The following is a 13875-nucleotide window of genomic DNA, read 5'->3' on the forward strand; positions in this document are numbered from 1 at the left end:
CATAACGGCTGGCTTTAAGGTACCTATTTTTTATTTCGTGCTACAAATAACAACGAAACAAAAAGGAGTAACCAACTTAAATTACCTGATGATTTTTTCTTAGGCATTTCGGGCTTAACAACGTCCGGTGTTTTGCTTACACTAATAGTAATTGTTCCTTCAGCTAAAGCGCCAAGCTCATCACTCACTTTATACATAATGATGTCTTCGCCTACAAATCCTTTTTGAGGTTTATACGTTATCGTTTTAGCCGCTTTATCAATGACAATCGAGCCAGACTCAGCGTTAGCCTCAAGTAAGCTAACGCTATCGCCATCAGGGTCACTCATATTTTCAGCCAGGTGGATAACAATATCGGTAGTATCGTTAGTCTCTAATGATAAGTTAGTTACAACGGGTGCACTGTTAGCTCTGATAATGAGCTGAAGTTTTCCATAATCTGTACCGTCACGACCATCGCTTATACCATAGCCAACATTCGCAATACCGAAAAATTCCGGTAATGTCTGATATTGAAGCTTATTGTCATTAATTGTAACGGTTCCGAAGTCACTATCAGCTGATGTGATAGTAAGAGCATCACCATCAATGTCTTCATCGTTTGCAAGTACATCAATGATGATTGAGTCGCCCATTTTAACACTAACAAAATCATCGTTCGCAACTGGAAAATTGTTATCACTCAAAGGTATTGCAACCCCACCTGGGTCAGTTACACGTCCATTTTTGAGGCCATCAGCATCATTTGGTCCACCATCTTCAATTCGTAATTGAATACAGAAGCTTCCTTCAATCAAACCAGGCTGCCATAGCGCGTCACGAGTCGAAGGACAGTATCCTAGCGTACCAGGTGCAGAAAGTACTTCATTATTTGCGTTTAATATAAAGTTGACCCATTCCCCCGCTATTAACTTACGATAAACGGCATTTTTTGGTACAGGTATACTCTGAGGAATGACAATTCTGACTACATCACCCATTTGATCAAGGTTTGTTGCTTCGAATGTATATATTCCTCCGATGTTTTTGGCGTTAGAGTCTTCTATAAGCTCACTAGTCGCTACCGCAGCGCCTCCTGATTGTGCATTCGTAATCACTAAATTACGTTTCAAACATAAGCTCGCATCGCCTTCTAGCAAGAATTGAGATGACTCATCAGCGCTAGTTTGTAACACATTGCATGCATCAATTGCATCAAGGTAATCAGCAATGCCATCACCATCGCTATCTTGGTACCCTTCGGCAAAATCGGCAACGCCGTCCCGATCGGTATCTTTAGTAGTTAGTTCGGGAAGACTTTCAACGACCACTAACGAAATCGATGCAGATGTCGATAAACTTGGCTCACCATTATCGCTTGCAATAAGCCCAATCGTGTAAACGCCGATATCTAATGCCTGAGGTATGAATCTAAATTCACTCTCAGTATCACTGACGTTTTCAATCCCGTCGTTAGACGACCATGTATAGTTTACAGTGTCTTGGTAATTTGCATCAAAAACAGTCGCTTTAATAACCACTTCACTTTGTTGCTTACTTATTAACGTGCGTAACTCATCATTTTGTAAGGCATGAAGCGTTATCCGCGGCGCAACGTTTCGTTCAACAATGTCTATCGTTGTAGAGGACTGAATTCCCAAGTTTAATTGCTCAGATAGTGTAATAACGATTTGTTCATCGCCCTCATTTACTCCATCTGCAAAAATGGTGTAAGGAATAGCTTTTACAACACCTTTATCAAAGATTACACGGCCACTTTCTAAGTTATGATCATTACTATCAGCGGAGCCACTAATACTGAAATTAACAGTAAGGGGATAACTAGGCGCTATACCATTTAAATGAACAAATACATTGCCTGTTTGCTCTTCACTCATCACCGATGGTTTACTTAATGAGACCTGTGGGTTAACAACAACATTCTGTAATGCAACCGAGGTATTGCCTTGGCTGTCAGTAGCCTGCCAAAACACTTCATGGCGTCCAGGTCTGAAGAAAGTACGACCTTCAACAAGCGATACCGACACAGGATTACCTGAGCTATCCACTGCCGTTGCGGCGCCTAAATCTACCTTTGTATACAACCCAGTCGAATCAATAATGACGTCTTCCGGCACGGTAATTATTGGAGCATTGTTATTTCCGTCAGTTAACGTGACTATTGCTGATGCGTTTGCTTCAGCTTTTTCTGAATCACGTACTCGATAATTAATGGTAATTGGTGAATTTATCGAAGGTAATAATGTCAATTGAATGTTGTTTTCAACTAATTCTACCTGACCAATATTCGCATCAGCACCGGATAAAGTTACTACGTCATCTTCAACATCAGTATCATTATTGGTCACATTAATGGTATACACACCAGACTCAGTCACGGGTAATGAAATAACGTCATTAACAGCTATTGGTAAGTCATTAACGGGCTTAACATTAATAGCAACACTCGCTATGTTAGATGTCTTCTTGCCATCAGATGCACTATAGGTAAACGTGTCTTCACCAAAGTAATCCTGATTAGGTGTATAGATAAATACATTATCTTGGAGTTCAACGGTACCGAATTTAGCTGGCGATTCAATTGAAGTGGTTAATGTATCATCTTCGTTGTCGCTAATATCTGGAATTATCGATATAGCTTCATCTTCATTTATAACAACCTGCATATTATTAGCGTTTGGCGCTTCATTTCCATCTTTGACCAAAATATTAAATGCAGGAAGTGACGCAGCAAGTTCGCCGTCAGTTACTGAGATAACAATATTTTCGTAAGAACCAATGTCATTATCGCTAGGGCCCCCTGATAAGCTTCCTACATTTTGATCAAATAACCCCCAACTTGGTTTATTTTGAATTGTGAATGTCAAATTTTCACTATCAATATCGTCGCTGGTAGGCACAAACTGATACATTTGACCTGCTTTTATAGTCGTTAAAGGCGAACCGGAAATTGACGGTGCATCGTTTACTGATGTGATTTGGATGAATACGTTCGCAATGTTTGACGTATTTTGAGACTGATCTTTAACGGTATAAGTAAAGCTATCCGAACCATTAACATTTTCATTTGGCGCATAATTTATCACTCCGTTTAAAACGGTAACCATACCTTTACTTGGCTGATTAACAATATTTACGGATGAAGCTAACAACAGCCCTTCGTCGTCAATATCGTTTGCAATTATGTTAAACGCAACACTCGTATCTTCAAGCGTAGAAACATTATCGTCATTTGCAACAGGAGCATTGTTTACATTATTCACTGTAATACTAAATGGCGCTAACGAACTGCTCAATAGACCGTCGCTAACCGACACGACAATATTAGATGTCGTACCTGCATCATCAAAACTCGGAGTACCAGTGATCGCACCTGTCAACAAGCTGATATTCGCCCAATTTGGTAAACCAGTTGCGCTATATGATAACGCATCTCCGTCTACATCATCACCGACAGGTGAGAAGCTATATGTTTGATTCTCATTCACAGATGTAATTGGTGTGCCTGTGATGGTCGGTGCATCATTCACATTGGTAATATCAATACTTAAAGTAGTGAGCGGAATGTCTCCACTTTCGCCATCGTTACCCAAAATCGTTAAGCTGCCCGAACCTGTGCCTTGTACATCAAGGTCACCGGCAAAGGTAATGTTGCTTGTGGTATCAAGGTAGGTGGTAACGTCGGCAGGTGAACCAACAAGGGTGATACTGGTCGGTGAGACTAAGGTTCCTGTCACACCACTGCCCACGCCTGTACCATCCGCTGGCGTACCAAAGGTGCCACCTGTAACGTTTAGGGTAAGTGTAATTGATACATCGTCTACATCAGCAAAAGAAAAATCAGAGAGATCTACATTACCTTGAATTTCTTCGGTAAAGCTAAGCGTTGTTGGTAATGTTAAATTGCCTGTGTATGCCAAGGTATCAAAGGCTGGGTTAAATGCACCACCACCATTGATGACGGTAAAGGCAGTTACATTCGTCCAATCAGTCGGTGTAATAGTCACACCACTGGCGACGTTTGCGCCCGTTTCTGTGACATTAGAGCCTGTGCCTGAGGTCACATCAAAAGTGAATGTGCCGCCATCGGCAGCGCCATTCACAAAGTGTAAGAAAGAATTGACGTCAATCGCACGGTCAAAGTTGAACGTAGTGAGTGTTGGCCCGGTTGCGCCAGTGTAAATTGAATTCCCAATTGAACTGCCGCCACCACTGGCGTCATTGGTCCAAGTGCCGCTATCGAGGCTCACCGTCATTGTGATGCCGTTGTCGGTTTCAGTGAAGGTGCTAGTGCCACCACCTGAACCTGTCATATCAAACTCACCGGTGAAGGTGGAAATCAAAATAGGATTGTCGTTCACGGGGGTAACATTAATGGTGCTATTCGCAGTATTCCCGTTTGTAGTGCCATCGTTTGCTACCATACTCAGTGCTATGTCATTGATGTCGTCTTGGACCGGTGTCACTGCAATCGCATTCGTATTAGTGATAAAGTTATTTAGCGAACTAATTGTGCCCGAGAGTGTCAAGCTAGCCGTACCATTACCTAATATTGATACACCTCCAGATGTACCTAATGGCGATGACAACGTGCCACTTGCGACCGTTAATGTAATAGTAAGGCTGCTGTTATTACCATCACTAAAGCTCACTGCAGATAAATCGAGGTTACTCTCTGTGTCTTCGGTTGCCGATAAGCTTGTGGGTAAACCTGAAATCACTGGCAGTTCATTTTCACTTATCGTGAGTGACGCACTTGATGTGTTAGAGATGAATGCATTACCACTAGGCCCCGATATATTTATTATCACGGTTTCTGGCGCTTCACCCGTCAAGCCATCATCAACCGACGTCACTGTAAATGTGTTAGTGCTCTGACCACTGTCTATCTGAAAGCTTCCACCACTTGTGGTTCCTGAGAGGTTGAAATCAACACCACCACCTGTCGCCGTCGATGCGCCATCAATTGTGGTTGTCATGGTTACGTTACCATCTGCTGGAAATGGGTCGCCATCTCCGTCTTGCAACGACACGGTAAAGGTTGCAGTAACCGCAGTCTCTGTAATGGTAGAAGGAGAAGCCGCTATACTGAGCTCAGGTAAGGTAACAAAGTTATAGGTCGTTGAATCGCTGATTGCTGGCGCTAAATTGCCCGCAGAATCTATGACAGTACTTGAGCCATACCTCACCGCAATGTCAGTACCTGCGGGTAGGTTTTCTCCTGGGGTAATAGTTATTTGAGCAGCACTGACCGCGATGGTACCACCATTAGAGCCTGTTGCCGCTGCTGTAGAGCTTGCTGTAAACGTTTCAAGAACCGCGTTGTTTGATACGTTAAACACGGTGATGGTTTCACCAACACCAAGTAACACATTTTCATCATAAGACAGCAATAACGAGTCTGTCACCGCGATGTTTGTTGCATTATCCACAGGCAGCGAATTGCCCGTATCTAAGGTCGGTGCAATCGTATCGACAGTGAAGCTAGTAAGCGATAACGGCGTACTTTGGTTGGTATCGGCGTCTTCTACTGTGATAGTACAGTCGCTAAAGGTCGCATGACCGAGTGCACCACCAGCACCATCTGAGTCGAGCGTAATGATGTTGTTGCCAACCACTGCCGTGGTCGTCGCGGTGCTACACGAGCCACCCATAATAATCGTACCTGCTTCAGTTGAACTGAAGGTCACGCTTGGTGTCGCATCGTTAGTTGGGTTCGCAACTGGCGTGACTTCCGTAATGGTGGGTGCCACGTCGTCCGCTATGGTGATCATAAAGCTTTCTTGATAGGTCTCTGGCGAGCTTGGATCTTCATCCGACACCTGAAGACAAACTTGATAGGTGCCTGCATCCAGCGCTGCAGTGCTTTGTAAGTTAGTGCCACTAATGGTAAATGAGCTGTTACCCGCGTTACCAGCGCATAACCCATTACCGGAACTGCCGGCAGTGACAAGCGAGAACGCTGTTGGCGTGTCATCGGGATCATTGGCTGACAAGGTTGCGATGTTTGTTGTGGTCCCCGTCGCGCTTTGATTAACTGTAGTGCTAGATACCGTAATATCATCGGGCGCATCATTGACAGCGGTAATAATTACTGAGCTTTGGTTTGCTCCTGAACTATTTGCGATACCATCATTAAATACCCAATCGAATGTAGCGATTGCATCAGGGTCATCAGATCCGTTGCTGTAAGTGATATTTTGCAGCACTTCATTAACCAATACGGTTGTAGGCGTTGATAAGTCACCGCTAAATGTCACCGTTAATGTGCCAGACGTAGAGCTAAATGAAGCAAACTTATCACCAATAGAATTTGTAATGTCACTACCTCTGACTGCCACCTGAGAGCCGTCTTGTACACTAAATACATCATCTGTATTTGCACCGCCATTACGAGCAATAGTTAATGAAGCGCCTGTATAATTACCTTGAGATGAATTCAGTGCATCTAATTCGACGTCACTAATCGTAACATTAGCATCGAGTACCTGCTTTGTTCCGCCTTCGGTATACGCGGAACTGCCATCTAGATTATTAAACAATGGTAAGTTATTGCTTTGTTCAAAGGTTATTAGCGAGTCACCACCAACGTCACTGACCGCTAGGACAGATAAGTCATTTCCAGCACTATTTGTTAAGTTTAGAGAAACTTCTACGCTACTAAAGTCTGTAGCATCAGTATCAATTTCTAATGTGCCAGCGCCATTAAAGCGCACATTAGATGTCGTTAAACCAACTATCCCAGTGAGACGAATTGAATCATCACTAGCCAAATCAACTATCGTGTCACCATTTAAGTCAGAACTTGAACCAGAGAAAATATCACTTTCGCTTCCACCAGTCATACTATCTGTACCAGCACCCGGTGCTATTGTATCAGCACCCGCACCACCGGATAGGTTATCACTACCAGCACTTCCATTAATTGTTTGATCACCTGTAGAGCCTGTGATTGTAAACCCGTCACTAGCAGGTGTCGTTGCTGTTAGCGTTTTACTACTTACATCTGCCGCAGCCATAGTAACGGTAATGCCACCGCCAGAGCCTGTAGCAAACTCCTCAATGGCATTTAAATTACCGCCTGTGACACTGCCTGTCGTTGAAAAGGTCAGCGTATCAGTGCCTGCAGCAGTAATAATGCCACTAAAGCCATTAAGCTGAGCTGGCGTTAAAACAAGGTCAGCACTGTTCTCTAACGTTAGATTTGCAAATCCACTAATTGTGGCACTTGCAATGTCGTTTGCGCCATCTGAAACAAACGTATTTGCAACGTCAGTATTGCCCGTTAAAGATCCGCTAAAGTCAAATGTGGCAATGTCAAACGTAATGGCATCAGATGCAGAATTCGCCGTAAAGGAGTTGCTATTGCTTGCGCCCAAGTTGATGGTACGGGAATCGGTCGAATCGTCACCAAAATCATATGTTTCTACGGTCGTACTATTAATAGTAACGTTGCCATCACCAGAAATATTAATGGTCTCAGCGCCAGCTGCTGTGATGGTTTTTGCTTGTATGGCAGCATACTGCGCTGCCGTCATATCCACGGTAGCGTTAGATTCTAGGCTTAACACCTCAATATTAGTGAGTGTTCCTCCGGTAATATCCGCACCATTACCAAGCAATATGGTATCGTCCGTAGTGCCATTACCAACGAGTGTACCTGTAAATGTTAAAGTACCAAGGTCAAAGGTAATCGCATCATTAGCCGTAGTTGCACTTACACTGTGATCCGCATTTGAAATCGTGATAGTACGCGTATTCGTCGAATCGTCACCGATTGAATAAGTTTCGATATTCGCTAAGGTCGTAAAGTTACCGTCACCAGAGACATTGAGTTGTTCTGAACCAGCTGCTGTAATAGTGCCTGTAAACCCAGCCAATTGAGATGCATCAATCGAAACCGTCGCACCCGATGCTAACGTTAGGTTTTCAATGCCGCCTAATAAAACACCTGAGAAATTAGTACTGTCCACAACACTTAAGGTATCACCCGTTCCGCCAGCACCATTAAGCACACCGCTTGAGTACGTTGCAGCGCCTAATGTAATGGTATCGTTGCCAGAACTTCCCGTAATATTTTGCGTCAATGAACCACCAGAGGTACCCAGTGTCACCGAATTCGCTGCGCCAAGCACATAGGTCTCAATGTCCGCATTAGCGGTAAATCCATCGGTTGCGGCACTAATCGTTATTTGGTTGGTGCCAGAAGCAGTTACAGTACCTGTAAACCCATCATGCTGTGCTTCTGTCATGGTAACTGACGCACCAGAGTCAACAATTAAGCTTGTGATATTTGTCGTATCTATACCCGCGTTAGCAATACTACTGCCGTTGCCCATCTGCAGAATGTCATTGGTATTCGCACCATTTAACGAACCTGTATAGCTAAGCGTGCCAAGGTTAAAGGTAATCGCATCGTTGCTTGAAAAATCAGTAACATAGCCGCCTGTATGAGCAATCGTTACAGTACGTGTATTTGTCGTATCATCACCGACGTGCCAATTTTCGATGTTGTTAAGAGTTGAGAAATTACCATCGCCTGATATGGTTACCGTTTCTGTCCCCGATGCAGTAACGGTACCCGAGAATTGCGACAGCTGTGCTGCACTTAGCGTGGCGCTTGCGCCGCTTGCAAGAGTAAGGTTCTCAAAGCTTGAAACAGTCGCACCTGAAATATCTGCGGATAGCGGCAGGCTTAACGTGTCTGTACCACCGCTGGCATTCAATGTTCCTCCAGAAATGGTACCCGTAAACTCGAAAATATCATCACTACTACTGCCGGTTATGTTTTGCGAGGTAGTCATAAAGCTAACGGTCATGCCACTACTGAGTACATATGTTTCAACACCGCTGTTGGCGGTAATCGACGCGTCGCCATTAGCAGTGCTTACGGTAATTTGATCGCTTCCACCAGCTGCAGTAATTGTCGAAAAGCCATCATGTTGAGCTTCTGTCATGGTGACAGCACCAGTCATGGTAAGTGTTTCAAATCCAGACAACGAATTCGCACCAGCGAGATTACCACCTGTTGTGATTTGCAACTCATCCGTTCCAGTGCCACCAACAATGTCGCCCGTCACGGTAAAGCCTGCGACACTGATTGTGTCTGCCGCACTATCCGCACCGGTCACATCTTGACCCGCAGCACCTAAGGTAAAGACCCCTGTATAGCTCGCGCCTAATGAATACGATTCAATGGCACTATCACCACTGAAGTTATCGCTACCTGAAGCAACGGTAATCGACTGACTCGCGTTGTCAGTAAATGTCGTAAACAACTCATGCTGCGCTGAGGTCATGGTAACGCCAGAGCTTGCAGGAATAGTGATCGTTTCAAAGTTTGAAACGGTTACCCCCGTCATATTCCACGTATCAACGGCGATTAAAACATCGGTTCCACCACCACCATTTGCAGTTCCCGCAGTATGGCTAGCATTGCCTATGGTTAGTGTTTCATCGCTTGAGTCAAACGAGAACGAAGGGGATAAATTTGTACCATTGGTTGTATCAAACGCTGTTGCCGAAGTGGTTGCACTGGTAAAAGAAACGGTATGGGCCGTGCCAGAAGTATAGGTGGCAACGTTGCCGTTGGTGCCATTACCATTACCACTGTCATCGGTGATATTGGTGCTTGCATTAAGGTCTAGGCGGAAAGTTCCTTCCCCAGAGGTGCCCACAGTCACCGTATACACCGAGTTAGCAACCGAAACAGCAACGTTGTCGATAGTACCACCTGCATCTCCCGTCACATTGGTGATGGTAAAATCATCCGCTGTAACATTGTTGGCATTCTCATTAAAGGTTACGGTGAAGTCGACCGAAGTCGCATCATCGCCACTACTTTCCGTAATTGACTGGACAACGGGTGGGGTGACATCGGATACAGTTATCGTAAAGCCTTTTTGAAATGTATCAACACTATCGTTGTTATCATCCGTCTGTACACAAATTGAATACGTGCCCGCAGCCAGTGATGAGTTCGTTCGCAACGTCGAACCACTGAAGTTAAAACTACTATTGTCATCATCTGATGTTGTAGCCCCACAATCACCATTAGCTGATGAGCCATCACTTACTAAACTGTAAGTATGCGTGTCACCTCCATCAGCATCCGCCGTAGTTGCAGTCGCCACCGTGGCATTAGCTCCCGTTGCGCTATCATTAATGGATGTAGTATTTAGAGTAATGTCAGTTGGAATGGCATTAGCAGCAGCCGCCGCGTGATAAATAGAAGTGCCGTTACAATTTCCAGGATTGACAACATGAGTGGGTGTATAATAAGTTCCGCCAAGGACGGTATGACAGTGAGCGCGAGTAGCCGTTGTGCTCGCAAACATTTTATAGCCAGCCTGCTTATCGCCAGAAGTTGTCGCCTGACGCGTTTCAGCACTTGCAAGTAGCCCGTTTTGTTTGAGGTAGTCGACAGTGTTAGCTACCTCAGTCGCAACGCCTTTGTTAAGCTTTTGCTCTCTCTGGTTTGAGAAAGTATTAAATGCTCTTTTACCAGCGTGTGAACTGATTCGATTGGTTGGGTTTTCTGATACAAAAACCACGTTTTCGCTTTTAAGTTTACGTGCGCTGGATAACGAAACCCGACTCGACGGCGCTGCATTAGCCGCACCGAGGACTGCAAGCAAAGGCAAGGCAGCTTTCACAGACTTACTAACTTTAGTTATTTGATTATTGCAATCTTTTTTCATTACCATTCCTTTAATCCAAAGGTTGCAGTTTAGGGTGAGTAAAGTGGTTACGCATGCGAGGGTGCGAAGGCTCTATCAATTCGGGGTAGTGGCAGCCTGTTAATACCGCCACATCATATATCTGCTCAACATCACCTGTAAAAGTGAGCTGAGCTATGGTTGAGTTATCAAGTAAATTAATTAGTGTAATACTGGCTGAAGTTTCCATGCCCGATTCCGCAATAGGAATACTTTGCCGAATCTCACTTTTACGAACTTTAGAAGTAGCAACAATTAAAATATCGCCATGAAACGCCATGCCTCGAGTAAACCCTGCTAATTCAGCCACCACCTTTTTCTCTCTGGTAGCGGGCTCGTAACTGCAGACCTGCCCTAAGCCAGAATTACAAAAATAGACTTTTCCATTATGCCAGCGAGGTGAGTGCGGCATCATCAAGTCGTCTATTAAAATTTCGTTGCTAGCGACATCCATTAAGGTACCAGTATCGTTTTTATCATTTTCACGCCACGCACCAGCAGAGTCTAACTGAGAAAAGGTAGTCACATAGGCTGGCTTTCCATCTTTTAGCGCCATGCCGTTTAGGTGACATCTATCTTCGGGTACTAAGTCGCTGATAAATGGCGGCTTCCAACGCGGTACAAAGCTATAATCTGCATCTAATGTGCATAAACATGAAAAGCTAGAATTAACCACCCAAAGGCCATCATCGCCCCAATCTATGTCATGCAAATTAATCATGCCTGTGTAGTGGGAAGAACGTGCAATATAGCAAGCATCAGTTTTCTCATTGACTGCTTGCATTTGCTCTTCACGATAGTTTTTATATTGACTCTTCTGTTGTTTTGCGCGCTCACGCAATAAATCTTGTGCAGCCCGTTCAATTTCATTTAACTCGTTATTAGCGCTTTCATTTAGGATACCTAACACCAAAGCGTCCGCGGCTTGCGCTTCAGGCGATTTGATCTGCTCAGCATTCACTTTGGGCGCAGTAATATCTCGCTCTATAGGAACTAGCGGTTGCTTAACTTTTTCGAGTAGACCATCTTCACGATAAAAATTAATGATTTGACTGAACGTTCCGAGGGTAAGCCCTTCGTTTGAAGAGACCAACCCCATGGGGCGGGGAAAATGCTTAAAATTCACATCAATGTTTTCACCATCACTGCGCACCAATATCAATCGAGAAGATTGATAAGAAGTGAACACCAAACTTATGTTCAGTGTTTTCAAAATAACAGGGAGGTTATCTGTGTATTCACAAGAATAATCAAAGTCCTTACTTAAAGAAAAATCGGTAGGAAGATTCAAATCTTGATATTGCTCTTGCTGAGATAGCTGCTCCATGGAGTTCCTTATTAAAAGCTTTATTATTGTGATTTATTTTTTTTAAAGTAATTTTTCAGCAAAGACTCTAAACGCGCCACCGTCAACTCAGGTTCTCTTTGCAAAAACAAAGCAGCGACACCCGTTACGTTTGCTGCTGCCAACGATGTTGCTCCCAACTGCCCATATCGACCATTTAGTCCGGTGGTATTTTGTGGCTCAGCATTGACCCACAAATCAACGGTTTCGCCATAATTGCTGAGGGCATGTCTCTCGCCAACTTTATTCAACCCACCTACTACTATAGCAGTTTTTATAGCTGCTTCTGTCGATTGCGGTAAAATATGCTTACCTTGATTCCCTGCGGAAACCACTACCGCAGCTCCCTTCCCATCTCGGCCATTTTTACTCAAATCATCAATCACATCTGCAACTGGCTCCAACAAAAACTGTGATGTCCAGCTACAGTTTACAACGTCAGCTTGCAACAATTTTGCAAGATGGAAACTAACCAAAGTATTTGAAGTCCATGTATCGGGTTGACGAATAGCAATTAACTCAGCACTAGGGGCTATCCCTTGCACTTTCCCTTTTTCAGTCGACGCGAAGATGACTCCAGCCACCTTTGTTCCATGGGATTCCTGATAGAAATGAGGACTAACATCAACTCCTTTATCTGTTACATCAAAGCTGAACTTAACGTTAACATCTTTTAATTCAGGATGGTTGAGGTCAAACCCGTCATCGATTATTGCAATACTGACGCCAGTGCCATCATACTCTTTCAGCCCTTCCCTTATGTTTGGTGGTTTGGTGATGAGCGCGTTTACACTGGTACTATGGTGTTGTCTTTGCTGCTGGATATCCGGCTGAACAAGTAAAACACCATAAAGCGACTGCAACTCCTCAATTAAACTTGGCATAGCGCTATATACGCTGACCTCAATGACAACATAGTCAAAGCCGTGCCCTTCATAAGCAAGCCAAATACGACGAATATTCGGAAACAAGCGTTCTATCTGCTGAGTTTTTAACGTTTTATTCTTTTTAACTATGATACGGCTACTCAAAGCTATTGGATATTGTTTCCCATTGCTTTGAAGTGTTGTATGCATCCCCTCAATTAACATCTTCATGGAAAAGTTATAAAAGTTTAGATTCAAATTGCCTGCGGCAATACTGTTTGCGTATGCATTCCCTGCAAATATAATGAAAAAATACAAATATCGACGACTGACTAACATTAATCTTCAACTTTTACAACTCAAATGTGTGAAGAAAGCATAACGTTCTTCACACTAAGATAAAACCAATTAATTACGGCTAGGATATAAACCGATTGTCGCGATACAGAAGTTCAATGCTAAAAACGGTTGCCTATTCTCGTGCGATAAACCACCACCAGCATTTTTAAGCATGCTCGCTGACATAGTCGTAGTGCCGGTAGGGTTCGTTTTTAGATTACGAATCCTCTCATTCGGGAAACCATCAACAGCTAAATGCTTATTACTAGGCTCATTCGTATCACCGGCCGCTAATTGGCCAGAAATCGTATGCGTGTGTCGCGGTAGCTGATTCTCTGCTAAAACAACAGCAGGTATGCCGCCAGAGGCGCCATAAGGCCTAGGCGTCAATCCTGGACCAGTACCCCAGTGCATTGGCGCGCGGCCTTTTAAGTTTGGCAGACCAAAAGTCGTACGACCATCGCCACCATAGGCAGTGCCAACCAAAGAAAACAACGCGGTATTTTGTGCAATTTGCAGTAACTGGCCATCGCACATACTCCAACCTCGTGGAGCATAGGTATTTGCCCATATACGTACTTCGGCAATAAACGGTTCTGACATGATA

The 13875-nt window shown here is 44.0% G+C and carries 4 protein-coding genes; all 4 read right to left on the reverse strand.

All coding sequences use genetic code 11. From position 1 onward, the window contains the following. Positions 1-23: 23 nt before the first annotated feature. The 4 genes from ACHSBP_RS13950 to ACHSBP_RS13965 all read right to left on the reverse strand — a co-directional run bounded on the left by ACHSBP_RS13950 (position 24) and on the right by ACHSBP_RS13965 (position 13871). Complete coding sequence (locus ACHSBP_RS13950; protein WP_395389204.1) at positions 24-10700, reverse strand: Ig-like domain-containing protein; 10677 nt, start codon at positions 10698-10700, stop codon at positions 24-26. A 10-nt stretch (positions 10701-10710) separates the two neighbouring features. After that, entirely contained in the window at positions 10711-12045 is a 1335-nt protein-coding gene (locus ACHSBP_RS13955; protein WP_010559051.1) for a TIGR03032 family protein, read from the reverse strand. 23 nt (positions 12046-12068) lie between these two features. Continuing rightward, on the reverse strand, positions 12069-13268 hold the full coding sequence (locus ACHSBP_RS13960) for a S8 family serine peptidase (protein WP_010559050.1): 1200 nt from the start codon (positions 13266-13268) through the stop codon (positions 12069-12071). A 69-nt stretch (positions 13269-13337) separates the two neighbouring features. Continuing rightward, complete coding sequence (locus tag ACHSBP_RS13965) at positions 13338-13871, reverse strand: phage tail protein (RefSeq protein WP_010559049.1); 534 nt, start codon at positions 13869-13871, stop codon at positions 13338-13340. Positions 13872-13875: the final 4 nt, after the last annotated feature.

It is taken from the genome of Pseudoalteromonas sp. XMcav1-K (assembly GCF_044005875.1).
Classification (GTDB): Bacteria; Pseudomonadota; Gammaproteobacteria; order Enterobacterales; family Alteromonadaceae; genus Pseudoalteromonas; species Pseudoalteromonas spongiae.